Origin of the sequence: Pseudooceanicola batsensis HTCC2597 (genome assembly GCF_000152725.1) — a bacterium.
Lineage (GTDB): Bacteria > Pseudomonadota > Alphaproteobacteria > Rhodobacterales > Rhodobacteraceae > Pseudooceanicola > Pseudooceanicola batsensis.
The window spans coordinates 2473258-2496325 of sequence record NZ_CH724131.1 but is presented as its reverse complement, the minus strand read 5'-3'; the positions used below and the strand labels follow the sequence as shown (position 1 = coordinate 2496325).

23 protein-coding genes are annotated in these 23068 nt (G+C 67.9%); 8 read left to right on the top strand and 15 right to left on the bottom strand.

Annotation, left to right across the window (positions count from 1 at the left end; all coding sequences use genetic code 11):
• Window positions 1–12: 12 nt before the first annotated feature.
• The 6 genes from OB2597_RS16025 to OB2597_RS16000 form a co-directional block, all read right to left on the bottom strand.
• Entirely contained in the window at window positions 13–483 is a 471-nt protein-coding gene (locus OB2597_RS16025) for an Hsp20 family protein (RefSeq protein ID WP_009806651.1), read from the bottom strand.
• A gap of 134 nt (window positions 484–617) precedes the next feature.
• Entirely contained in the window at window positions 618–1472 is an 855-nt protein-coding gene (locus OB2597_RS16020) for a trypsin-like serine peptidase (protein WP_009806650.1), read from the bottom strand.
• A 136-nt stretch (window positions 1473–1608) separates the two neighbouring features.
• Window positions 1609–2901 carry a glycolate oxidase subunit GlcF gene (glcF, locus tag OB2597_RS16015; RefSeq protein WP_009806649.1) on the bottom strand — a complete coding sequence of 431 codons (1293 nt, stop codon included), beginning with the start codon at window positions 2899–2901 and terminating at the stop codon, window positions 1609–1611.
• Entirely contained in the window at window positions 2901–3257 is a 357-nt protein-coding gene (locus OB2597_RS16010) for a hypothetical protein (RefSeq protein ID WP_009806648.1), read from the bottom strand. Before OB2597_RS16010 ends, glcF begins: the two co-directional genes overlap by 1 nt.
• Window positions 3257–4405 (bottom strand): FAD-binding protein, encoded by a 1149-nt coding sequence (locus OB2597_RS16005; RefSeq protein ID WP_009806647.1) that lies wholly within the window; start codon window positions 4403–4405, stop codon window positions 3257–3259. The genes OB2597_RS16010 and OB2597_RS16005 overlap by 1 nt, the downstream gene beginning before the upstream one ends.
• 3 nt (window positions 4406–4408) lie before the next feature.
• Entirely contained in the window at window positions 4409–5839 is a 1431-nt protein-coding gene (locus OB2597_RS16000; protein WP_009806646.1) for an FAD-linked oxidase C-terminal domain-containing protein, read from the bottom strand.
• 165 nt (window positions 5840–6004) lie between these two features.
• On the opposite strand from OB2597_RS16000, the gene OB2597_RS15995 reads away from it, so the two are divergent.
• Window positions 6005–6358 carry a hypothetical protein gene (locus OB2597_RS15995; protein ID WP_009806645.1) on the top strand — a complete coding sequence of 118 codons (354 nt, stop codon included), beginning with the start codon at window positions 6005–6007 and terminating at the stop codon, window positions 6356–6358.
• Window positions 6359–6383: 25 nt separating this feature from the next.
• Here OB2597_RS15995 and dapA read toward each other — a convergent pair whose 3' ends face one another.
• Complete coding sequence (gene dapA / locus OB2597_RS15990) at window positions 6384–7259, bottom strand: 4-hydroxy-tetrahydrodipicolinate synthase (RefSeq protein WP_009806644.1); 876 nt, start codon at window positions 7257–7259, stop codon at window positions 6384–6386.
• A 135-nt stretch (window positions 7260–7394) separates the two neighbouring features.
• Here dapA and OB2597_RS15985 point away from each other — a divergent pair, with 135 nt between their 5' ends.
• Window positions 7395–9401: a lytic transglycosylase domain-containing protein gene (locus OB2597_RS15985; RefSeq protein ID WP_040609404.1), complete on the top strand. Its 2007-nt coding sequence runs from the start codon at window positions 7395–7397 to the stop codon at window positions 9399–9401.
• On the opposite strand, the gene OB2597_RS15980 is transcribed toward OB2597_RS15985, so the two are convergent.
• The gene (locus OB2597_RS15980) at window positions 9366–10232 is read right to left on the bottom strand and encodes a DMT family transporter (RefSeq protein WP_009806642.1); all 867 of its coding nucleotides are present in this window, start codon (window positions 10230–10232) and stop codon (window positions 9366–9368) included. The genes OB2597_RS15985 and OB2597_RS15980 overlap by 36 nt on opposite strands.
• Window positions 10229–10909, bottom strand: a complete 681-nt coding sequence (mnmD, locus tag OB2597_RS15975) for a tRNA (5-methylaminomethyl-2-thiouridine)(34)-methyltransferase MnmD (protein ID WP_009806641.1) — start codon at window positions 10907–10909, stop codon at window positions 10229–10231. Before mnmD ends, OB2597_RS15980 begins: the two co-directional genes overlap by 4 nt.
• Window positions 10910–10972: 63 nt before the next feature.
• Between mnmD and OB2597_RS15970 the strand changes: the two genes are divergently transcribed.
• Window positions 10973–12022 carry an NAD(P)/FAD-dependent oxidoreductase gene (locus tag OB2597_RS15970; protein ID WP_009806640.1) on the top strand — a complete coding sequence of 350 codons (1050 nt, stop codon included), beginning with the start codon at window positions 10973–10975 and terminating at the stop codon, window positions 12020–12022.
• A gap of 4 nt (window positions 12023–12026) precedes the next feature.
• Here the strand turns inward: OB2597_RS15970 and OB2597_RS15965 are convergent, their stop codons facing one another.
• Together OB2597_RS15965 and OB2597_RS15960 are read right to left on the bottom strand one after the other, a co-directional pair.
• Window positions 12027–12719 (bottom strand): DUF4336 domain-containing protein, encoded by a 693-nt coding sequence (locus OB2597_RS15965; RefSeq protein ID WP_009806639.1) that lies wholly within the window; start codon window positions 12717–12719, stop codon window positions 12027–12029.
• Window positions 12720–12812: 93 nt separating this feature from the next.
• Window positions 12813–13466, bottom strand: a complete 654-nt coding sequence (locus tag OB2597_RS15960; protein WP_009806638.1) for a peroxiredoxin — start codon at window positions 13464–13466, stop codon at window positions 12813–12815.
• Between the two features lie 167 nt (window positions 13467–13633).
• Between OB2597_RS15960 and OB2597_RS15955 the strand changes: the two genes are divergently transcribed.
• The 4 genes from OB2597_RS15955 to OB2597_RS15940 all read left to right on the top strand — a co-directional run bounded on the left by OB2597_RS15955 (window position 13634) and on the right by OB2597_RS15940 (window position 17516).
• Window positions 13634–15079: an aldehyde dehydrogenase family protein gene (locus OB2597_RS15955; RefSeq protein ID WP_009806637.1), complete on the top strand. Its 1446-nt coding sequence runs from the start codon at window positions 13634–13636 to the stop codon at window positions 15077–15079.
• A gap of 135 nt (window positions 15080–15214) precedes the next feature.
• Entirely contained in the window at window positions 15215–15841 is a 627-nt protein-coding gene (locus tag OB2597_RS15950) for a hypothetical protein (RefSeq protein ID WP_040609403.1), read from the top strand.
• 68 nt (window positions 15842–15909) lie between these two features.
• Window positions 15910–16935, top strand: coding sequence for a phosphotransferase (locus tag OB2597_RS15945; protein ID WP_009806635.1), 1026 nt, complete (start codon window positions 15910–15912; stop codon window positions 16933–16935).
• 95 nt (window positions 16936–17030) lie between these two features.
• On the top strand, window positions 17031–17516 hold the full coding sequence (locus tag OB2597_RS15940) for a lytic transglycosylase domain-containing protein (protein WP_040609861.1): 486 nt from the start codon (window positions 17031–17033) through the stop codon (window positions 17514–17516).
• Here the strand turns inward: OB2597_RS15940 and OB2597_RS15935 are convergent.
• The 4 genes from OB2597_RS15935 to OB2597_RS15920 form a co-directional block, all read right to left on the bottom strand.
• Window positions 17513–18160 carry a pseudouridine synthase gene (locus OB2597_RS15935; protein ID WP_009806633.1) on the bottom strand — a complete coding sequence of 216 codons (648 nt, stop codon included), beginning with the start codon at window positions 18158–18160 and terminating at the stop codon, window positions 17513–17515. The two genes, OB2597_RS15940 and OB2597_RS15935, sit on opposite strands and share 4 nt — an antisense overlap.
• A 119-nt stretch (window positions 18161–18279) precedes the next feature.
• Window positions 18280–18729, bottom strand: coding sequence for a GAF domain-containing protein (locus OB2597_RS15930; protein ID WP_009806632.1), 450 nt, complete (start codon window positions 18727–18729; stop codon window positions 18280–18282).
• Complete coding sequence (locus OB2597_RS15925) at window positions 18726–19790, bottom strand: alpha/beta hydrolase (RefSeq protein ID WP_009806631.1); 1065 nt, start codon at window positions 19788–19790, stop codon at window positions 18726–18728. The genes OB2597_RS15930 and OB2597_RS15925 overlap by 4 nt, the downstream gene beginning before the upstream one ends.
• Before the next feature lie 7 nt (window positions 19791–19797).
• Window positions 19798–20970 (bottom strand): thiolase family protein, encoded by a 1173-nt coding sequence (locus OB2597_RS15920; RefSeq protein WP_009806630.1) that lies wholly within the window; start codon window positions 20968–20970, stop codon window positions 19798–19800.
• A gap of 517 nt (window positions 20971–21487) precedes the next feature.
• Between OB2597_RS15920 and ggt the strand changes: the two genes are divergently transcribed.
• The gene (gene ggt, locus OB2597_RS15915) at window positions 21488–23068 is read left to right on the top strand and encodes a gamma-glutamyltransferase (protein ID WP_009806629.1); all 1581 of its coding nucleotides are present in this window, start codon (window positions 21488–21490) and stop codon (window positions 23066–23068) included.

Below are 23068 nucleotides of genomic sequence, written 5' to 3'. Positions count from 1 at the left end.
CCCCGCCATGGGTCAGGCGGTTTCCTTGGCCTCGAGCGCCTTGCCTTCGACCGTTTCACCGGTTGACTTGGTGATTTCGATCCGGCGCGGCTTCAGCGCCTCGGGAACCTCGCGCACCAGGTCGATGTGCAGCATGCCATCGGCATGGGTCGCGCCGGTCACCTTCACGTGGTCCGCCAGATGGAAACGGCGTTCGAAGGCGCGGGTGGCGATGCCGCGGTGCAGGTAGGTGCGCTTGTCTTCCTCGGCCTTCTTGGCCGAGACGACCAGGGCATGTTCCTTGACCTCGATCGACAGTTCGTCTTCGGCGAAGCCGGCCACTGCGATCGTGATGCGATAGCTGTCCTGATCGAGTTTTTCGATGTTGTAGGGCGGATAGGTCGGCTGTGCGACCTCGGTGCTCAGCACGCGGTCCATCATGTCGGCAAGCTGGTCGAAGCCGACGGTGGCACGGTAGAGCGGGGCAAGATCAAAGTTACGCATGGTCATCCTCTTTGAGCGATAACGTTGGTGATGTGCCTTCCCATCGGGGACAGGCGATTTCGCGCGGAACCCTTGTTGGCGTCCCGACACAGCACATGTGGGAGGTCGTTTCCGACGATTCAAGAGGGGTCGGTTCAGCCGCCGGGACGGACGAATTTCGCGCCGATTCCAGCGCGTCCCGTCAGCGGAGAGCCGCCGGTCTTGCCGATCGTGATCCGTTTCGCGCGCGGCGCCGGGGGCAGCCCGTGACCCTTGCCCGCCTTCAGATCCTCGCGGAGGAAACCGATCTGTTCGAGATCGGTGCCGAGAGAGACGTTGTTGCCCTCGACCATCGCCTTTGCCGAGACCACCGAGACGATCCGCGCCACACCCCCGGCAAGGCTGAAGACCGGCGCGCCGGAACTGCCGAAGTCGACGTCGCAGGACATGATCAGCACGCCCTGCTGGCGAGTGATCACATTGCACATCTCCTGGATGCTGGGGGCTTGCGCCCGGTCGTGGGCATAGGAGACCACGGCGATCGGGTCGCCGCCGCGGGGCCGCTCCGAGGTGCGGAAGGGGGTGACCTGCGTGTTGCGGATGGGCTGGTAGAGTTCCAGCAGGGCGATGTCGTTGCGCACGCGCTCGGGCGAGGCCGCGGCCCGGTACTCGTAGGTCTCGGGCACCACCGCCCGGCGCACCTGCCGGTAAGCCGAGGCGCGCCCGTTGCGCCATCCGGCCAGAAACTCGATCCGGGTGTGGTCGATCCGCCGGCCGGTCTGCCTGTCGAACAGGCAATGCGCGGCGGTCAGCACCAGATCGTCGCCGATCAGCGCGCCGGTGCAGAACCCCCGTCCGTCGAGGTCGAGCCGCCCGACTGCCTCCCATCCCTTGCTGTCATCGCCGGTATTCAGGGTGCGCAGATCGGATTCCTGCGCCGACACGGGTTGAGCGAGAGACAGAATCAAGGTGAGAGCCAGGGCGGACCCCGGGATCAGGCGGTGCAACATCGTCTACCCTTCGATGCGGTTTGATCCCAGGGTAGGCGGGGCTTGGGGCGAAAATAGGGCGACCTGTGTCCTGAGGCCTCTTGTCGCGAACAACTCTGCGCGGCGGTCGAGTGGCAAGGCGAACAGTGGGCAAACCCTATGCAGGGCCATTCAGCGCCGGCGGTTTAGGCCCGCCCGTGGCCCAGTCCAGCAACTCCACCGTATGGACCACCGGCACTCCGATGCCCGATCCGATCTGCATCATGCAGCCGATATTCCCGGCGGCGATGACGTCGGGATTGACCGCCTCCAGCGTCCGGACCTTCCGGTCCTTCAGCTTACCGGAAATCTCGGGCTGCATCAGGTTGTACGTCCCGGCGGAGCCGCAGCAGAGATGCGCATCGGCGGGTGTGGCGACCTCGAACCCGGCCTTCCGGAGAAGCTGTTTCGGCAGGTCCTTGACCTTCTGTCCGTGCTGGAGCGAGCAGGCGGAGTGATAACCGACGCGCAGCGCCTCGGGCGCCTCGGCGGGAAGGTCGAGATCGCCCAGGACCTCTGTGATATCCTTGGCGATCGACGAAACGCGGGCGGCCTCTTCGGCCAGCGGATCGTTGCGGAACATGTGGCCGTAATCCTTGACGGTCGTGCCGCAGCCGGAGGTGTTGATCACGACGGCATCTAGCCCGTCGCCGTTCATCTCGCGCGTCCAGGCGCGGATATTGCGGGCGGCTGAGGCATGGGCGATGTCCTCTTTCCCCATGTGGTGAGTGAGGGACCCGCAACAGCCTTCGCCCTCGGGAACGACGACCTCGACCCCGTGCCGGGTGAGCAGGCGGATGGTGGCATCGTTGATATCGGTGTTCAGCGCCTTCTGGGCGCAGCCGGTCATCAGGGCGACGCGCCGGATCTTCCGCCCCTGCGCCGGGAAGGTCTGCGGATCGTCGTTGCGCGAGGGCGCCGGCAGGCGGCGCGGGGCCATGCCGATCATCGCGCGCAAGCGGGCGTCGGGGATCAGGCGGCGGAACGGGCGGGCCAGGCCGGCAGCGAAAAGCGCCAGGCGGAACCGCGTCGGGTAGGGGATGATCCGGGCGAGGACCCAGCGCAGGGCGCGGTCGTCCCATCTGCGCCGGTAGGTCTTCTCGATATAGTCGCGCGCATGGTCGACGAGGTGCATGTAATGCACGCCGCTCGGGCAGGTCGTCATGCAGGCGAGGCAGGACAGGCAGCGGTCGATATGCTTGACGGTCTTGGCGTCTGGCACACGCTCGTTTTCCAGCATGTCCTTGATCAGATAGATGCGGCCGCGCGGGCTGTCGAGTTCGTCGCCCAGCACCTGGTAGGTGGGGCAGGTCGCGGTGCAGAAACCGCAGTGGACACAGGCGCGCAGGATCTCGTTGGCGCGGGCGGTGCCGGGATCCGACAGCTGTTCCGGCGTGAATTCCGTGCGCATCAGGCCACCACCCTGGCCGCGATGAAGCCCAGGACGGGGGCCAGGGTCGCCACGCCGCCCGCGATGATCGGAAGCGGGTGCGTCCCGGGCATGTTGCGGTTCAGCATCTGGGCGACGAAGGCGGAAAAGCCGATCCAGCCGACCCAGAGCAGCCCGAGGGCGAGGGTGACGCGCATCGGGTGTTCGGCCGCATTGATCGGAAGCAGGCGCAGCATGCCGATCCCCGCAAGCGCGAGCAAGAGCACCCCGGGGCCGAGCATGGGAAAGAAGCCGCGGTTCGGCGCGCGGCGGACGAGGATCGCGAAGAGGCCAATGCCGGCGAGTGTCACGACGATCAGGATGAGTGTCAGCGTCATCAACTAGTTTCCATGAGGCCGGGGTTGAGAATGCTCCGGGGGTCGAACCGGGTGCGCAGCCCGGCGGCAAGTTTGTCAAGCGCCGGATGCTGCGGATGAAACACGGGGACCCGGGCGCGGGTGGCCGCGCCGGCGCGGATCAGGGTCGCGTGACCGCCATGGGCCTCCACCTGAGCCCGGATCGCCGCGGCCCCGGCGTCGCCTTTGTCAGGGGTCATCAGCCAGAGCAACCCGCCGCTCCAATCGGCGATCGTGCGCATCTCGAGACCGGTCCGGGCAAGCGTCTCGCAGATCCCGGCGGCGACGGTCGGCCGGGTCGAGATCCGCCAGACCGCGCCGTCCTGTCCGGCGAAGGGCGTGACGTCGCGGACCTCGCGCCAGAGGGCGGCGCTGTCCGGTCCGCGGTGGATGTCGTCGGCCCCCAAGAGGTCGGTCAGCTTCTTCACCCTGTAGTCGACGCTGCCGGACATGCCCTCGATGCGGATGCGCCGTTCCGCCGGGCCGCCGGTCGCCTCGGGTGACAGCCAGGCCGCCCCCGAAACGTCGCAGGGGGTGCCCATGGCGCGTGTCAGGTCGGCGAGGGCGTCGTGCATGGGCTGGCCGCGCAGGACCAGCGTCGCCTCGGCTTCGGGTATGGCCTGCACCTTCAGGCTGATCTCGGTCAGGACGCCGAGCGTGCCGTGGCTGCCGGCGATCAGCTTGACGAGGTCGTAGCCGGTCACGTTCTTCATCACCCGGCCGCCGTTCCGGACGATATCGCCCGCCCCGTTGACGAAGCGGATGCCGAGCATGTGATCGCGCGCGGCCCCGGTCTGGATGCGGCGCGGGCCCGAGATGTTGGCGGCGGCGATCCCGCCGATGGTCGGCGTTCCGGCCGTGCTCATCAGGGCGCGGTGATCCATCGGTTCGAACGCAAGCCTCTGACCCTTTTCGCCCAGGATGGTGTCGATATCCGCGATCGGCGTTCCCGCCCCGGCGACCAGGGTCAGCGCGCCGGGTTCATAGAGCCGGATGCCGTGGAGGCCATCGGTCTGCAGCGGCTCGCCCTCGGTCGCCATGCCGCGCGTGTTGCCGCCCCGGATCGACAGTGGGCCGGTGGCGCCCCGGATCAGGTCGGCAAGCTCGGCTTCGGTTGCGGGTCGTGCCATGCGTCAGACCCGCCGCGCGTCGCTGGCGGCCAGGGGAAAGACCTTGGCGGGGTTCAGCAGCCATCGGGGGTCGAAGACGTCCTTGACGGCCATCTGCGCCTCGAGATCGGCCGGGTCGTACTGGTGGCTCATCAGATCCCGTTTTTCGACGCCGACGCCGTGTTCGCCCGTCAGGCAGCCGCCGACCTCGACACAGAGCCTGAGGATCTCGGCCCCCATGGCCTCGCAGGTCTCGAGATCGCCGTCCTTGTTCGCGTCGAACAGGATCAGCGGGTGAAGGTTGCCGTCGCCGGCGTGAAAGACGTTCGCGACCTCAAGCCCGTATTCCTGTGACAGGTCATTCATGCGCCCCAGGACGGTCGGCAGTTCGCTGACCGGGATGGTGCCGTCGAGACAGATGTAGTCATTGATCTGCCCCATCGCGCCGAAGGCCGACTTGCGGCCCAGCCAGATGCGGGCGGAGTCTTCGGGGCCGGTGCTTTCCCGGATCTCGACCGGGTCATGGCGGTCCGCGATGGCGGTGATCACCGAAAGCTGTTCGTCGATTTCCGCGGGCGAGCCCTCGACCTCGACGATCAGCAGCGCCTCGCAGTCGGGATAGCCCGCCCCGGCGAAGGCTTCGGTCGCCTTGATGCAGGGCCGGTCCATGAACTCGATGGCGACGGGCAGCACGCCCGCTTCGATGATGTCGCGCACGCAGGCGCCGGCGACCTCGTTGCCGTCGAACCCGATCAGCACCGGCCGCGCCCCTTCGGGCTTGGGCAGGATGCGCAGGGTCGCCTCTGTCACGACGCCAAGCTGCCCTTCCGAGCCGCAGACCACGCCCAGGAGGTCCAGCCCGCCGCTGTCGAGATAGGGGCCGCCGATCTCGATCACCTCGCCGTCCATCATGACCATCGTGACGCCCAGCAGGTTGTTCGTCGTCACCCCGTACTTGAGGCAATGCGCCCCACCGGAGTTCATCGCGATGTTCCCGGCAATCGCGCAGGCCAGCTGGGAGGACGGGTCTGGCGCGTAGAAAAAGCCGTCGCCTTCCACGTGGCCCGTGACAGAGAGGTTCGTCATGCCGGTCTGCACGCGGATGAAGCGGTCCTCGTAACAGGTTTCGAGCACGGCGGTCATGCGGGCCACGCCGAGGATCACGCAATCCTCGGTCGGCAGCGCGCCACCGGCGAGCGAGGTGCCCGCCCCCCGCGGCACGACCGGCACCCCGAACCGGTGGCAGAGGCGGAGGACATCGGAAACCTCCTGCGTCGTGGCGGGCAGCACGGCGATCATCGGCGGACAGCGATAGGCCGTGAGCGCGTCGCATTCATAGGCGCGGGTCTCGGCCGGGTCGGTGATGATGGCATCCGCGGGCAGGACCTCGCGCAGGGCGGCGGTCAGCGGGTCCTTCTGCGACAGGATCCGGGGATCGGGAACAGGCATCTGCATGACGGACCTCGCATGGTGCGGGAGTGGCGGGGTTCTATCGCCGAAACCGCCCGATTGGCAAGTCGGACCGGTGGCGCGCCCGGGCCGCGGCCGGCCGGTCCGGTGCACGCCAGTGTGAAATCCCGTGCCCTTTCCAAGCGTGGATCGGCGGGTATAAGCAAAGGCATGTACCGCGCCGCTCTCCTCTCGCTCCTGCTGTTCCTTCCCGCATTCGCACTGGCCGATCCGCCCGAAATTGTCGGTGCGACGGCGAAGAAGTCCGGCATGGGCTGGCGGATCAGCGTCACGCTCAAGCATCCGGACACCGGTTGGGACCACTATGCCGACGGATGGGAGCTTCAGGACATGGCGGGGAACGTTCTGGGCTTTCGCAAGCTCGCGCATCCGCACGGCCACAACGAACCGTTCACGCGGTCATTGTCGTCGGTCATGATTCCCGACGGGACGCGCAAGGTGAAGATCCGGGCGCGCTGCAACACCGGCGACTGGAGCGAATTCCACAAGCTCAAGCTGCGCTGAGCGCGCTCGGTCGCGCCGGTCGGTCTCAGTTCAGCAGGCCGGCGTGCCGCATTGCGGCGCGGATCTTCTCCTGCGTCGGTTCGGTGACCGGGGTCATCGGCAGCCGCACTTCGTTTGCGCAGAGACCAAGCTCGGACATGGCGAATTTCACGCCGCAGAGGCCGGGTTCGGTAAAGATCGCCTCGTGCAGGGGCATCAGCCGGTCCTGGTAGGTCAGGGCCTTGGCATAGTCGCCCGCCGCGCAGGCCGCCTGCATTTCGCTGCTCAGTCTCGGCGCCACGTTCGCCGTGACCGAGATGCAGCCGGTGCCGCCCATGGCGTTGAAGCCGACCGCCGTGCCGTCCTCGCCCGAGAGCTGGACGAAGTCGGGGCCGCAGGCCATACGCTGCAGCGCGACCCGGTCGAGCTTGGCCGTGGCGTCCTTGACCCCGACGATGCGGGGCAGGCGGGACAGTTCGCCCATGGTTTCGGGCAGCATGTCGATGACCGAGCGGGGCGGGATGTTGTAGATGATGATCGGGATCTCGGCCGCGTCGTGCATGGCGGTGAAATGCGCGATCAGACCGGCCTGCGTGGGCTTGTTGTAATAGGGGGTGACCACCAGCGCGCCGTCGGCCCCCACCTCCGATGCCTTCCTGATCAGGCGCACGCCCTCGGCGGTGTTGTTGGCGCCGGCGCCCGCGATCACGGGGATGCGGCCAGCCGCGTGCCTGACCACCTCTTCGATGACGATCTCGTGCTCGCGCAGCGACAGGGTCGGGGATTCGCCGGTCGTGCCCACGGGAACGATGCCGTTCGAGCCCTGCTCGACATGCCAATCGACAAGTTTCTTCAGCGTATCCAGATCCAACTCGCCGTTCTTGAACGGCGTGACGAGGGCGGGAAGTGACCCGTGAAACATGACACGCTCCTTTCGTTTGGCGGGTGGCGGAGTGCCGTCCCGGTTGCCGATCACCACCATGTCAACGCCCAATACTTGAGCAATGCAGGGGGCGGGTTACATTCGTCGCGTGTCTATCCGGGTTCGGCAGGAGAAATGCAAGTGAAACCGCGTCGCGCCGGCCAGGCCCTGCTGCTGCTCCTCGCCTTCATCGTCGCGGTTCCTGTCGCGCTTCCGGCAGCCGCGCAGCGCACGGGGGAAAGCGTCGTGCCCCGGCCGCTGAGTTCGGCTTTCGCCGCGGCCCGGGACGGGAACTGGGAGACCGCCCTTCCGCTGGCCGAACGCGACGGGCCGGTCGCGCGCGACATCCTGGAATGGACGCGGCTGCGGGCCGGAGAGGGCACCCCCGCCGAGGTTCTCGCCTTCCTGCGCGACAATGCGCACTGGCCGGGCCTGGCCTATCTCCGGCAACGCAGCGAACCGGCATTCCTGGACGCGACCGACGCGCAGGTGCTGGCCTTTTTCGACGGGCATCTGCCGGAGACGGGGCGCGGGGCGCTGCGTCTCGCTGCGGCGCAGGAGATGGCCGGGCAGGCGGGCGAGGCGCAGGCCAATGTCGTTCTGGCCTGGCGCACGCTCGCTCTGGATGCGGCGACGCACGACATGTTTCTCGCGCGGTATGGCGATCTGCTCGGGCCGCATCATGCCGCCCGGCTGTCGCTGTCGCTCTGGAACGATCGCTCTGGCGACACCGAACGGATGCTCGACCTGGTGGGAGAGGATCAGGCCCGGCTGGCCCGCGCGCGCCTGGCGCTGTCGAACGACGGCAACAATGTCGATGCCCTGATCGAGGCCGTGCCGGAGAGCCTCCGGAAGGATCCGGGGCTTGCCTACGACCGGTATATCTGGCGCATCCGCAAGGGACTGCACGGCGGAGCCAAGGATCTTCTGCTGGAACAGAGCCGCATTCCGGGCGGGCTGGGCTATCCCGACAGATGGGCCAATCACCGCCGATCCTATGCGCGCGGTGAAATGCGCAGCGGCGATCCCGCGCGGGCCTATCTTCTGGCCTCGGGGCATCAGCTGACCGAGGGAGGCAACTTTGCCGATCTGGAATGGCTGTCGGGCTACATTGCCCTGACCTATCTCGATGATCCCGAGGCGGCGCTGGCCCATTTCGACAGGCTCGAAGCGGGCGTCCAGACACCGATTTCCCTCGGACGGGCCGGGTACTGGCGTGGCCGCGCGCTCGAGGCCATGGGCGATGAAGAGGCGGCGCAGGAGGCCTATCTGCGCGGCGGGCGGCACCAGACGACCTTCTACGGGTTGCTGGCGGCGGAAAAGGCCGGGTTAGGCTTCGATCCGGCGATGGCCGGACGGGCCGAGGCGGCGCACTGGTCCGAGACACCCCTGGCCGACAGCGATCTGCGCGAGGCCGTGATGCTGTTCCGTGCAGCGGGTCTGGATCACGAGGCCGAGAGGTTCCTGACGCACATGGCCGAGACGGCGACACCGGAAGAGCTGGCCAGCCTGGGCCGCATGGTCGAAGAGGCCGGCGATCCGCATCTCGAGGTCATGCTGGGCAAGGCGGCGGCGCAGCGGGCGATCGTGCTGCCGCGGCACTACTACGCGTTGCACCCCATGACCGAGCTGGACCTGCCGGTCTCGACGGAAATGGCGCTGGCCATCGCCCGACGCGAGAGCGAATTCGACCCCGCCGTGACCAGCCACGTGGGGGCGCGCGGGTTGATGCAACTGATGCCGCGCACCGGCTTGGCCATGGCCGAGAAGGTCCGCGACACCGGGGATGTGGCCGGTCGTCTGGGGTACTGGGCCTTCAACGCCAGGCTCGGGTCGGCCTATCTGGCGCAGCTGGCCGAGGAGTTCTCGGGCAATGTGCTGCTCGTCTCGGCGGGGTACAATGCCGGTCCCTCGCGGTCGGTTCGCTGGTCCGACCAGTTCGGCGACCCGCGCTCCGGCGAGGTCGATCCGGTCGACTGGGTCGAGCACATCCCCTTCCGCGAGACCCGGAATTACGTGCAGCGCGTGGCCGAGAGCCTGCCGATCTACCGTGCCCGCCTCGGTCGTGAGCCGCTGCCTATCCCCTTCGGTACCGAGCTGACGGGCTCAACGATTGCGGCGTTCCCGCCACAGGGTGAATAGACCTGCCGCGATCACGATCGCCGCGCCGATGGCCACGTTCAGACGAATGACCTCGCCGAAGGCGGCGAGGCCGATGACGGCGGCGAAGACCAGCTGGAAATAGGCGAAGGGCTGGACCGCGCTGGCCTCGGCCACCTCGTAGGTGCGGATCAGCAGGTAGTGCCCGCCGGCCCCGGTGAGGCAGAGCAGGCCCATCCAGACCCAGTCCGAGGGCGCCATCGGCGTCCAGGCCCAGATGCCGACGGCGGTCATGACGACGGCCCCCGTCACCCCCGTCCAGAAGAACGAGGTCGCCGAGGTGTCGCGCCGGGCGGCGTAGCGGGTCAGCAGCCCGTAGACCGCGAACATCAGCGCCGCCAGAAGCGGCACCAGCGCCTCGACGGCGAAGACGCCGAAGCCCGGTTGCAGCACGATCAGCACCCCGACAAAGCCCACTCCGATGGCGGACCAGCGCCGCCAGCCCACGGATTCGCCCAGGATGGGGCCTGACAAAGCGGCGACGAGCAGCGGGTAGCAGACAAAGACCGCGTGGCTTTCCACCAGCCCCAGAAGGTCGAAGGCGGTGATCATCACGCAGATCTCGGCGGCCAGCAGGAGACCGCGGAAGATCTGGATCAGCGGCTGTTCGGTTCGGGCGGCGTTGGCGATGCCGCCGGCCTGCCGCGCGGCGACGCTGATGACGAAGAGCCCGAAGAACCAGTAGCGGATCATGACGATCATCAGCACCGGGTAATCCGCGGCCAGGTGGCGCGAGATACCGTCCTGCGCCGCGAAGACGAGCGTCGTGGCAATCATCAGCAGGATGCCGAGGCGGGTGTTCTGTTCGGTCATGGTTTCCGGGCCCGCGTCATGTGGCGCTTGCGGCCATGGCCGGGATGGCGCGTCACCTCGAACCCGGCATCGGCCAGCGCGCGCCGGACATGACCAGCGGCGGTGTAGGTGGCCGCCGTGCCGTCCCCGGCGGTATGGTCATGCACGGCGCGCATCAGGTCCGGCCCCCAGAGTTCGGGGTTGCGGGCCGGTGCGAAGCCGTCGAGGAACCAGGCATCGGCGCGGCCCTCCCATTGCGCAAGCGTCTCGCGCGCGTCGCCGAGGATGATCCGCAGTTCCAGGTCCGGCCGGCTGATCGCTTCGGCCCCCCAAAGGGGCGCGAGGTCCTCCGCCACGTCGCCGAGTTCGGGAAAGGCGGACTGCGCGCGGATCATGTCCTCGGGGGTCATGGGATAGGCTTCGAACGTGGTGTAGTGCAGGGGACCTTCGGTTCCGCTCGTGCGCCATGCGTGAAGCGCGGCGAGAAGATTGAGGCCGGTGCCGAACCCCAGTTCGGCGATGTGAAAGCCCGGCCGAAACCGGTCGGGCAGATCATTGCCTGCCAGAAAGACATGACGGGTCTCGTTCAGCCCGTCTTCGAGACTGAAATAGGGATCGTCGAACCGGGCCGACACCGGGGTGCGCCCCTCGCGCCAGCTGAGCTCGGGTCTGTGTGGGCCGTCGGTCTGGCCGGACATGCTGGGATCCTTTAGAAACCGCGCGGGGCGGTGCGTCGGGCACCATGCAGCGAGGACCCGGGGATGACAAGGATCGACGTGACCGTGCGCGGCGCGGGAATATTCGGGCTGTCCTGCGCCTGGGCCTGCCTGCGGCGGGGGGCTCGGGTGCGGGTGATCGACCCGAACGGTGTGGCTGCCGGATCCTCGGGCGGGCTGGTCGGGGCGCTTGCGCCGCATGTGCCCGGGGCATGGAACGCGAAGAAGCAGTTCCAGCTCGAAAGCCTGCTGATGGCCGCCGACTGGTGGGCGGAAATCGAGACTGAATCGGGGCTTTCGGCCGGTTACGGCCGGACGGGCCGCCTTCAGCCGCTGGCCGACGGGCGTGCGGTGGAACTGGCCCGATCCCGCGAGGGCGAGGCCAGGACCCACTGGGGCGGTCATGCCGATTGGACGGTGGTGCAGCGCTCGGGCCCCTTCGTTCCCGTCAGCCCGAGCGGGATGCACGTCCTCGATACACTCTCTGCACGAATACATCCGCGCAAAGCCTGTCTTGCACTCGCCGGGGCCATTGGCGCGACGGGGGGCGAGGTCGTCCCGGACGGGCCGGAGCAGGGCAGCGTGATCCATGCGACCGGCGTCGCCGGGCTGGAGGAGATGAGCGCGCTCTGGGGCCGGACGGCCGGCAACGGCGTCAAGGGACAGGCGGCGCTGCTGGCGTTCGACGCGGGGGCGGTGCCGCAGGTGTTTGCCGAGGGCGTTCACATCGTGCCGCATGCGGATGGGACGGTGGCCGTCGGGTCGACCAGCGAACGGGACTATACCGACCCGACCACGACGGATGACGCGCTGGACGCGGTGATTGCCCGGGCGATGGCGGCGGTCCCGGCACTCCGGGGCACCGAGGTGCTGGAGAGATGGGCGGGCGTCCGGCCCCGCGCCCGGTCCCGTGCGCCGATCCTGGGGCGCTGGCCCGAGCGGCCGGGCCATTTCATCGCCAATGGCGGGTTCAAGATCGGCTTCGGAATGGCCCCCGGGGTGGGAGAGGTCATGGCGGATCTCGTGCTTGAGGGCCGCGATCGCATCCCGGAGGAGTTCCGCGTGTCTTCGGTCTGGGGCAGCACCTCGACGTGAGGGTCTAGTTCGACACTATCACGGGGTGTAGAGCCTTTTTCAGGAACTCCGCCGCGTTACTGCTGACGGGTGTGCCATGCGCCATGAGGACCCGTTCTGCCGGCCAATCGAGCACCTGCCGGAGCGTCTCTTTCGAGGTCGCGCTACGCAGCGCCAGCCGGAACTTGCGCGGCACCTGCGGTTCGCTCCCGATCATGCGGTCGAGGCGGGCGACCCATCCGCGCCACCCGGTGAACCAACCCCGCGAGAAGTTCTGCAGCAGATCGGTGAAGATGACGGTGCCGCTGGTCCGGTGGAAGAACACCACCTCGTCGGCGATCTTGTTGGGGACCAGGACCTGGCGGATGTCACCGGCCCAGGCGAGATGCGGATCCCCGCCGAGGTCCGAGGCGAACCGGATGGCCGGCTGCTTGGCGTTCACGCCCGGAGCACCGTGGATCAGGGCCTGCGGAAAGGCCGTGTGCCAGTCCGGCAGGGACATGTGATGCAGCGCGTTGGGTGCGACGATGTGCCGGACCGGGCCGAGCGCCTCGGTCTCGCGGCGCAGCTCGGGAGAGAGGGCGGTGGGCGACCAGATGAACAGCCCGCCGTCGGTCAGCCGGATGACGGCCATGCGCGTCGGGTATCGGAACCCGGCCATGCCGTCCACGACAGGGCCCTCGACAGTCCACAACTCCGGTCCGAACGGCTGAAGCATCCGATGTCTCCCGACGGATTTCCGGCAGGATAGCGGAAACGAAAATGCGCGCCACCCCGGCGCGCATTTCCGATCTTCGGCAGGAGTCCCGGGTCAGGCGGGGTTCTTGGCGTAGCGCAGGTAGGGCAGTTTCTTGTCGAGCTTGCCGTATTTCTCCTCGGCCGCGGCGTCGTCCAGCGCGAGGGCGACGATCACGTCCTGACCCGTTTCCCAGTTGGCGGGCGTCGCCAGCGGCTGTTCATAGGTGCGCTGGAGCCCGTCGAGCGCGCGCAGCACCTCGGCAAAGTTGCGGCCCACGGTCATGGGATAGGTCATCATGAGCTGCACCTTCTTGTTCGGCCCGATGATGAAGACCGACCGGACGGTGGCGCTGTCGGCGGGCGTCCGGCCGTCCGGCAGATAGGCGTCGGCGGGCAGCATGTCGAGCGCCTTGGCCACCTCGAGCCCGTCATCCGCGATGATCGGAAAACCGGCCGTGGCGCCCGAAACGGTTTCGATGTCGCCCTTCCACTTCTTGTGATCCTCGACGCCATCGACGGAGATGCCCATCACCTTTGCGCCGCGCTTTTCCCATTCGTCCGCCAGCTGGGCGACGGCTCCGAATTCGGTGGTGCAGACCGGGGTGAAGTCCTTGGGGTGCGAAAAGAGGATCGCCCAGCTGTCGCCGATCCATTCGTGCAGGGAAAAGGTGCCCTGATCGGTGTTTACGGTCAGATCGGGGATGGTGTCGTTGATGCGCAGTGCCATGGTGTCCTCCGTTTGAGTCTCACTGGTTCGCCTCCTATCTAGATACCGCCCGCGCCATTTGCACCCCCTTCGCTTGCAAGCCCGGGGGCGTGGTGACAGAGTGGCGCGGATTTCGCGGGACGCCCATCTGCATTGCGGAACGCCCCGCCCTGACACGGGAGAGAGCCATGATCGAGAAACGCCAGTTCTACATCAACGGGGAATGGGTCGATCCCGTCACCCCGAACGACCACAAGGTCATCGACCCCTCGACCGAAGAGCCCTGCGCGGTGATCTCTCTCGGTTCGTCCGCTGACGTCGACAAGGCCGTCGCGGCGGCCAAGGCGGCCTTTCCCAAGTGGATGAAGACCGACCCGGCCGAACGGATCGCGGTGGTCGAGAAGTTCCTCGAGATCTACGGGACCAAGCAGGAGGAGATGGGCAAGGCGATCTCGATGGAGATGGGCGCGCCGATCGACATGGCCAAGGCGCAGCAGTGGGGCGCTGGGTTCGCGCACACGAAGAACTTCATCCGTGCGGCCAAGAACTTCCAGTTCGTCCGCCCGCTGGGCGATCACGCGCCGAACGACCGGATCGTCTATGAAGGCTATGGCGTCTGCGCGATGATCACACCCTGGAACTGGCCGATGAACCAGGTGACCCTCAAGGTCATCGCGGGGCTGATCGCCGGTTGCACCATGGTGTTGAAACCCTCCGAGGAATCGCCGCTGAACGCGCTGCTCTTTGCCGAGATGATGGACGAGGCCGGCGTGCCGGCGGGGGTCTTCAACCTCGTCAACGGCGACGGGGCGGGTGTCGGTACCGCGCTGACCGGTCATCCGGATGTCGACATGGTGTCCTTCACCGGTTCGACCCGCGCCGGCGTTGCGATTTCGCAGAACGCGGCGGCGACGCTGAAGAAGGTGCATCTCGAGCTGGGTGGCAAGGGCGCGAACGTCATCTTCGCGGATGCCGACGACAAGGCCGTCAAGCGCGGCGTGATGCACATGATGAACAACTCGGGCCAGAGCTGCAACGCGCCCTCGCGGATGCTGGTGCAGCGCGAACGCTACGACGCGGCGGTCGAGCAGGCGGCCGAGGCGGCCGGCAAGGTGCAGGTCGGGTCCGCGCATGACGAGGGCCGACATATCGGACCGGTCGTGAACGAGACCCAGTTCAACAAGATCCAGGCGCTGATCCAGAAGGGGATCGACGAAGGCGCGCGGCTGGTCGCGGGCGGCACGGGGCGTCCGGACGGCGTGAACCGCGGCTACTTCGTCAAGCCGACGATCTTCGCCGATGCCAACAACCAGATGACCATCGCGCGGGAAGAAATCTTCGGCCCGGTCCTGACGATGATCCCCTTCGATACCGAGGAAGAGGCGATCGAGATCGCAAATGACACGCCCTATGGCCTGACCAACTATGTCCAGACCACCGATGGCGAGCGGGCGAACCGCGTGGCGCTGAGCCTGCGGTCCGGCATGGTCGAGATGAACGGCCAGCCGCGCGGCGCGGGTGCGCCCTTCGGCGGGATGAAGCAATCGGGCAACGGCCGCGAGGGCGGCGTCTGGGGGCTCGAGGACTTCATGGAGGTCAAGGCGGTCTCGGGATGGAACGCCAAGACGGCCTGATCCCCGGACAATACGATTAATGGTTATGGCGCGGACCCGTTCCGCGCCATTTTCATTTTGCAAAGGACGGATTCGGAACTAATCTTCCTTGGTCCTGCCCATCCCGGGGTGGACCTGGGGATTCGGAAAAACACCATGCCTCACCATAGTCATGCCGACGGGTTCGCCGCGGGGCTCATCGTACTGGTGGTCGCTGTCTCTCTGGCCTCTCTCATGGTGGGATGGGGCGCGGGGGTCGAATGGCTCGTCCGGGTGTCGGAAAGGCGCAGCGCGATGGTGCCCGGGCCGGCGCTCTGTCTCGCGCTGATCGCCGGAAGCTCACTGTTGTTCGACAGGGGCCCGTACCGCGCGGCCCGCAAGGTCGCACTGGCCGGCGCGCTTGTCATACTCGGGTTCATGATCCTGGCGCCGCACCTGGCGGATGGCCCGCTGGACACTTGGCTGTTGTCCGGAAGCGGGACGGCGGACGGTGTCTCGCGCGCCGCCATGATCGGGCTGGCCCTTGCCGCCGTCGCGCCTGCGGTGCGGCTTGGCCTTTTCCCGGTGTCGGGGGAGTGGCAGTTCCACATTCCGCTTTTCGGTCTGATGGTCGCCGTGGTGATCAGCGGGCTGGTCGCGTTCGATCCGCTCACCTTCGAGACTCTGGGCCTGTTCCGGCATCTTTCGTTGATCGAGGCGGTGTTGATGAGTCTTCTGTTCGGCGCCCAGGTGCTGCAGCATCACCCCGACGAGGTGGCGGACCTTCCCGGGCGGTCGATCTGATACCGGCGTTGCACGCGCCGTGTCCCGCCTGCTAGAGGGCCGGGGCAGATAGCCACAGGCCAGACGATTTGACCCAGTCCGACTTCGTTCCCGTGACCGTGCTCAAGCGCGACGCGTTCTCCGAGACGATCTCGGGGCATCTGGCCGACCGGCCGGATCGCCGGGTGGCCTTTCGCAAGCTCGAGGGGCTGCCCTGGTGGTCGCGGCCGATCGCGCGCTTTCTCGCCCGGCGCGAGGCGCGGGCATTGAAGGCGGTGCAGGGCATCGCGGGCTGCCCGGTCCTGATCTCGGCCGACCGGCGCGGGATCATGCGCGATTGGTCCGAGGGGACGCCTTTGCAACTGGCGCAACCTGCGGAGGCGGCGTTCTACCGGGACGCCAGACGCCTGCTGCGCGAAATGCGGCGGAGGGGCGTCACCCACAACGACGTCGCCAAGCCGCAGAACTGGCTGATGACCCCGGAAGGGCGCGCCGCCGTGATCGACTTTCAGTTGGCGTCCGTGCACCGGAGGCGCGGCGTGCTGTTCCGGACCATGGCGCGGGAAGACCTGCGGCATCTGCTCAAGCAGAAGCGGGCCTATGCGCCCGGCCTGCTGACGGCGTCGCAACACAGGATGCTGACCCGAAAGTCGCTGCCGACGCGGATCTGGATGGCCACGGCCAAGCCGATCTACAACTTCGTGACCCGGCGGCTCTTCGACTGGTCGGACGGAGAGGGGACCGAGGACCGGCTGGAACGGGAGGGGCCCCGCATTGCCGCGGCGCTGGACGCCCGGGCCGACGTGACGGGGCACTATACTTGCGCCTTTCCGCTTCCCGGACGCGGCAGCGGGCTCTACACCTTCGCGGAAACCGGCACCGGCCCCGAGGCCCTGCGCCCCGATCTTCCCGCCGGCGTGCCGGAACACCTGCAATGCGTGCCCCGTCTGCCCCGTGACGCGGGCGGAACCATCGACGCGGCGCTGCTGTCGCTGATCGCGGCGAACCGGCTGGACGAGGTCGAGGCCCGTCTGCAGGCCGAGCCCGAGCTGCGTCCCGTCGCGGACGTCGTGCTGGCCGGACGTCTGAATCTGACGGACCGCATCCTGCGCTAGGGCGGAGGGACCGGCCAAGATCCGCCGAGCGTCACCCGTACATCTTGCCGGACCGCCCGTTCATGGGGCCTATCGGAGGCGGTGATTATTCGGAGATGATGATGACGGTTCGGACGCTCGGTATCCTGTTGATTTCTGTCGTTCTGGCGGGCTGCGCCGCCCGGCCCGAGCTCGAGCCTGCGGCCATGGCGCTGCATCCCGGCGAGACGCCGGAACTGCGGCGCCTCGTGAACCGGTATTCCGCCCATTACGACGTGCCAGCGACCCTCGTGCACCGCGTGATCCAGCGCGAGAGCGACTATCGCCCTCATGCCCGGAACGGACCCTATTACGGGCTGATGCAGATCCTGCCGGCCACCGCACGCGGCATGGGGTTCCAGGGAAAGCCCCGCGATCTTCTCGATGCAGAAACCAATCTGAAATGGGCGGTGAAGTACCTGCGCGGGGCCTGGCTGCTCTCGGACGGGGACGAGGCGACGGCGGTCGGCTGGTACGCGCGGGGCTATTACTACGAAGCCCGCGACCGCTGCATGCTGGTCGAGACCGGGCTGCTGGACCGGGAAATCCGCAGGAACTGCTAGAACGGCGCCTTGGCGCGGAAGGACATGCCCTTGCCGCCGTCGGGGTGAAGCAGCCGCAGCTCTTCGGAATGGAGCATGAGGCGCGGATGATCCCGGGCCGCGCCCTCGGCATAGAAGGGATCGCCGAGGATCGGATGCCCCAGTGCCAGCATGTGGACCCGGAGCTGATGCGACCGGCCGGTGCGGGGCATCAGCCGCACGCGGGTTTCGCCGTCGCCATGGCGCTGCACCTTCCAGTCGGTCCGGGCGGCGCGGCCGTTTTCGTGATCGACCATCTGGCGTGGGCGGTTCGGCCAGTCGACGTTCAGCGGCAGATCGACAGTTCCGCTGCGCGGCTCGAGATGGCCGTGGACGCGCGCGACGTAGGTCTTCCTGGTGCGCCTGTGCTCGAATTGCAGCCCCAAATGGCGCTGCGCGTGATGCGTCAGGGCGAAGACCATGACCCCCGAGGTGTCCCGGTCCAGCCGATGCACGAGGAGCGCGGTCGGAAACGCCGCCTGCACCCGGGTCAGCAGGCAATCGGCCAGATGTTCGCCCTTGCCGGGGACCGAAAGCAGGCCGGCGGGCTTATCGACCAGCAGGAGCTCCTGGTCTTCGTGGATCACGGACAAGGGCGTATCGGGCGGATCGTAGGCATCGGACATGGGCCGGTCATACCGCCCACGGGGCCGGGGGGCCATCAGGGTTTCTGCGACAGGCCCCCGCGATCGTTCTTCATCGACTTGGGAGCAAGAGCGGCCGCAGACTGCCGGTGTTCGGCAGGTCAGGCGAAGGTGGTGTCGAGAATTGCCGTCAGCGCCCTTGCATCGGTCTCGGTGAAGGCATCGGTCCGGTCGCTGTCGATATCGAGAACGGCGATGATCTCTCCTGCGCCGTTCCGCACGGGAATCACCAGCTCGGACCGGGTCGACGAGGCACAGGCGATGTGACCGGGGAAGGCATCGACATCAGGGACCAGCTGAACCTCGCCCGTCCGGGCCGCCGCCCCGCAGACGCCGCGGTCGAACGGGATGACGAGACAGCCGTGGCCACCCTGATACGGGCCGATCTTGAGCAGTCCCGGTTCGGTCACGCGGTAGAAGCCGGTCCAGTCGAACCGGTCGTCGGCGTGGTGGATCTCGCAGGCGAGGGTCGCCATCAGCGCGACGGTGTCGGTCTCGCCCTCGGTCAGGGCGGCGACGGTCCTGGTCAGGTGGTCGTAATCGACGCTCATGCGGAATCCGCCTTTTTCAGGGTCTGTTTCGGGGTTGCCATGACCTGCCGCAGCCAGGTGGCGCAGCGGGCGATGGCCTCGGCGCCATCCGGAAGAACCCGGGTCAGGTTGAGAAATCCGTGCACCTGGCCGGGATAGCGCAGCACCTCGACCGGCGTGCCGTCGTTCCGCAGCTTTTCGGCATAGCTCAGCCCCTCGTCCCAGAGAGGATCGTGCCCCGCCACGAGGATCAGGGCCTCGGGCTGTCCGCGCAGATGTTCGGCGTAGAGCGGAGAGAAGCGCGGCGCGCAGCGGTCCTGATCCGGGGGCAGGTACTGATCCAGATACCAGTCCATCCGGCGGCGCGACAGCAGCGGACTGTCGCCCAGGGCCAGCATGGAGGCCGAGTTCATCGCGCCGTCCAACGCCGGATAGATGAGCAGCTGCGCACGGGGGACCGGACGGCCCCGGGTCGCGAGATCATACAGCAGCACGGCCGCGAGGTTCCCGCCGGCACTGTCCCCGCCGACGACGAGCCGGCCGGGGTCGCAGGTCAGCTCTCCGCTGCCCGAGATCAGCGCCAGGTAGGCGGCAAGGATGTCGTCGGAAGCGGCCGGGTAGGGATCCTCCGGCGCCAGGCGATAATCGTAGGAGATCACGCGAATCCCCGCCTGGTCGGCCAGCTTGGCGCAGAGCCCGTCGTGGGTCTCGATACTGCCCTGGATCCAGCCGCCGCCATGCAGGAAAAGCAGGGTCGATTCGGGGGTCGAACCTTCGGGAAGGTAGACGCGGGCGGGCCGGGGACCCTCGGCGCCGGGCAACGTCGTGTCATGGCGCCGGACGGTCGGTGGGGGAGGGCGGTCGAACCGCTCGACGAATCCCGCCAGTTGCGTCCGACTCTCGGCCACCTCGAGCCGGGCGTCCGGCCCGCGCACCCGTGCGACGAGGTCGAGCAGCGCCTGCGCCTTCGGGTCGATCTCGCGGCCTTCCACCACGGGCATCCGGCCGCCGTGCAGCAGCCGGATCACGCCTGCGGGCAGGAACAGCCGGATCAGGCCGAGCATCAGGCCGAGGGTCCGCATGCCCGGCTCAGTCCCGTTCGATGGCGATGGCCGTGCCTTCGCCGCCGCCGATGCAGATGGCCGCGATGCCCCGCTTGAGGCCGTGCCTTTCCAGGGCGTTCAGCAGGGTCACCATGATGCGCGCGCCCGAGGCGCCGATCGGATGACCGAGCGCGCAGGCGCCGCCGTTCACGTTCACGATGTCGCGCGGCAGGCCCATCTCTTGCATGAAGGCCATCGGCACCACGGCGAAGGCTTCGTTTACCTCCCACAGGTCGACGTCGTTCTTTGTCCAGCCGATTGCGGAAAGCAGTTTCTGGGCGGCCGGCACCGGGGCGGTCGGAAAGAGCGACGGGGCCTGGGCGTGGCTGGCATGGCCGAGGACGCGGGCCCGGACCGGCATGTCGCGCGCCGCGGCGGCTTCGGCCGTGGCGAGAACGAGCGCGGCGGCCCCGTCGGAGATCGAGGACGAGTTGGCGGGCGTCACCGTGCCATCCTTGCGGAAGGCGGGTTTCAGCTGCGGGATCTTCTCGGGGCGCGCATTGCCGGGCTGTTCGTCCTCGCCGACCGTGATCTCGCCCTTGCGGGTGGTGATCGTCACCGGCGCGATCTCGGCGTCGAAGGCGCCGGATTTCTGGGCGTCGAGCGCGTTCTGCAAAGACCCGAGCGCGTATTCGTCCTGGGCCTCGCGGGTGAACTGAAACGCCTCGGCGCAGTCTTCGGCGAAGGTGCCCATCAGGCGGCCCTTGTCATAGGCATCCTCGAGCCCGTCCAGGAACATGTGGTCCTTGACCTCGTGGTGGCCGATGCGGGCGCCGCCGCGCATCTTGGGCAGCAGGTAGGGGGCGTTGGACATGCTCTCCATGCCGCCGGCCGCGATGACCTGCGCGTGGCCGAGGGCGAGGCGATCCCAGGCCATCATGGCGGCCTTCATCCCCGAACCGCACATCTTGTTCAGGGTCGTGGCTGGCACTTCCTCGCCCAGACCGGCGGCGAAACCGGCCTGGCGGGCCGGGGCCTGCCCCTGCCCGGCGGGCAGGACGCAGCCCATCAGGACCTCGTCGACCGTCCCGATATTGGCAGCCTTCAGGGCGGACCGGATGGCCGTCCCCCCGAGGGTCGCGGCCTCGACCCCGTCGAATGCCCCCTGAAATCCGCCCATGGCAGTCCGCGCGGCGCCCGCGATCACGACCTCTTGCATGACTATCTCCCTTTGCTCGGCGTCTGAATACCGGATGGCGCGGTTGGCCGTCCAGCATCCTTCTGCAGGCGGGCGGGATCGGAGCAGGACGCAGGTCCTCGGGCTTCGCTTCACGACCCGCGACAGGGCCTGCCGGTGCCGGGATGCGTCGTGGACAGGCGCCTGGTCGCCGGTCCCGCCGCTTGAGCCGCCATCCACGGAGACCGGCGGGAAAATGCCGAGACCGCGGATCATTCTCGCGGCGGGCGGTCTCCGGTGAACGGGCCCCCTGCGTCCGATGCCGCAGGACCGGCGGAAATTGTGTCGCGATTTGCCCCACCTTCTCCGAAAGGTCCCGAAATTGTCCCGATTGCTCCGCATGGCCGCCTGAAACCGGCGCAATAAGGAAAGGGTAGCTGCATGGCTTCCCTCGGCGTCGCGTCAATTCAGCCCCCACCCAGTGCGCGGCGCCGAGGTCTACTTCCCCCCCGAGACACAGATCGCTATTGATGGCTCCGAAGCCATGATCGGAGGACCCATGCGCGATTTCCACCTGCCGGGCCGTTCGGCCGTCTGGGCCGAGAACGGCATCTGCGCCACCTCGCACCCCCTGCCCGCCCAGATCGCGGTCCGCACCCTGCAAGAGGGCGGCAACGCCATGGATGCGGCGATTGCCGGTGCCGCAGCGATGGGCGTGTGCGAACCGCCGATGACCGGCCTTGGCGGCGATTGCTTCGCGCTCGTTTCGCCCGCCGGGACCGACGAAATCGTCGGTTACAACGGGTCGGGCCGGGCCCCCGCCGGCGCCGATCCGCAGGCGCTGCGCGACCGTGGTCTGACCGCCGTACCGCCCGAGGATCCGCTGGCCGTCACCGTGCCGGGCGCGGTCGAGGGGTTCTGGCGGATGCATTCGCTCTGGGGTCGGCGCGACTGGGACGCGGTGCTGGCGCCCGCCATCCACCATACCGAGCGGGGGGTGCCCGTTGCGGCGCGGGTGGCGTGGGATTACGCGTGCAAGAACCATGTGCTGAGGTCCGAAACCGCATTGCGGCACTATCAGCCTTGGGGTCGGGCGCCGCGCCCGGGCGAGGTCCTGAGCCTGCCCGGCCAGGCCGAGGTTCTGCGACGGGTCGCGCGGGACGGAATCAGTGCCTTCTACGAAGGCGAAGTGGCCGAAGACATCGTCGAGGCGCTGACCGCGCTCGGCGGTCCGCATACCACCGCCGATCTGGCCGCGCATGAAGGCACGCGGACCGATCCGGTGAGCGGGACCTACAAGGGCATGGAGCTTTGCGAACATCCGCCCAACGGGCAGGGCGCGACGGCGATCCTGCTGGCGCATATCCTGCAATGCTTCGACATCGCCTCGATGGATCCGTTCGGTGCCGAACGGGCGCATATCGAAGCCGAGGCGACCCGCCTGGCCTATGACACGCGCAACCGCTTCCTGTCGGACCCGGAGCACATGACGCGGCTCGACCACATGCTCGACCCGGCCACGGGCGAGAGGCTCGCCGCGCTGATCGATCCGCGCAAGGCGACCGCGACGCTGACGAAACTCGCGGAAGAGGTGCACCGGGACACGATCTACATCACCGTGGTGGACCGCGACCGCATGGCGGTGTCGCTTATCTATTCGATCTTCCGCGGGTTCGGTTCGGGCATCGTGACCGAGAAATACGGCACGCTGCTGCAGAATCGTGGCTCGGGCTTTTCGCTGACCCCGGGCCATGCCAACGAACTGGGGGCAGGCAAACGTCCGATGCACACGATCATCCCGGGCATGATCCGCCACGATGGCCGGGTTCTGATGCCCTTCGGCGTGATGGGCGGCGCCTACCAGGCGACCGGCCACGCGCGGTTCCTGTCGAACATCACAGATTTCGGCATGGACCCGCAGGCGGCGATCGACGCGCCGCGCAGCTTTGCCCAGGCCGATCATCTGGATGTCGAGCGGGGCTATGCGCCCGAGGTGCGGCAGGCCCTGGCGGACATGGGGCACCGGGTCACCGTACCGGACGAGGCGATCGGCGGGGCGCAGGCCATCCGGATCCACGACAACGGGTTCCTCGAGGCCGGTTCGGACCCGAGGAAGGACGGCTGCGCGATCGGGTACTAG